Raw genomic sequence first — 541 nt, forward strand, 5'->3', positions numbered from 1 at the left:
CGTCGAGGTCGCGATGACCACCAACGGCATCAGCCTCGCCCCGAAGCTCCCCGACCTGATCGATGCCGGACATGCATCGTCAGAACGGCCGAGCCCGCCCCTGTTTGCGCATCGGCGTCAGCTCTGCAGTCGCGCGATCCAGGCCTCGACCTCGTCGGCGGTGCGGGGGATGCCGGCCGAGAGGTTCACGGGGCCGTCTTCGGTCATCACGATGTCGTCCTCGATGCGCACGCCGATGCCGCGGAGTTCGGCCGGCACCGTGAGGTCGTCGATCTGGAAGTACAGTCCGGGCTCGATCGTGAAGACCATGCCCGGTGCGAGGATGCCGTCGTAGTACATCTCGCGACGGGCCTGCGCGCAGTCGTGCACGTCGATGCCGAGGTGGTGCGAGGTGCCGTGCACCATGTACCGACGGTGCTGGCCGCCCTTGTCGGCGTCCAGGGCCTCTTCGGCGCTGACGGGCAGCAGACCCCACTCGGCCGTGCGCTCGGCGATGACCTTCATGGCTGCGCCGTGCACGTCGCGGAAGCGCACTCCGACC

Annotated in this window: 1 protein-coding gene; it reads right to left on the reverse strand. The window is 68.6% G+C overall.

Translation table 11 applies throughout. The annotated features are described in order from the left end of the window. Positions 1-117: 117 nt before the first annotated feature. Positions 118-541: M24 family metallopeptidase (locus KZA10_RS17340; protein WP_218683529.1), on the reverse strand; the 424-nt coding region annotated here is incomplete at its 5' end.

It is taken from the genome of Microbacterium sp. BF1 (assembly GCF_019279095.1).
Taxonomy (GTDB): domain Bacteria; phylum Actinomycetota; class Actinomycetes; order Actinomycetales; family Microbacteriaceae; genus Microbacterium; species Microbacterium maritypicum.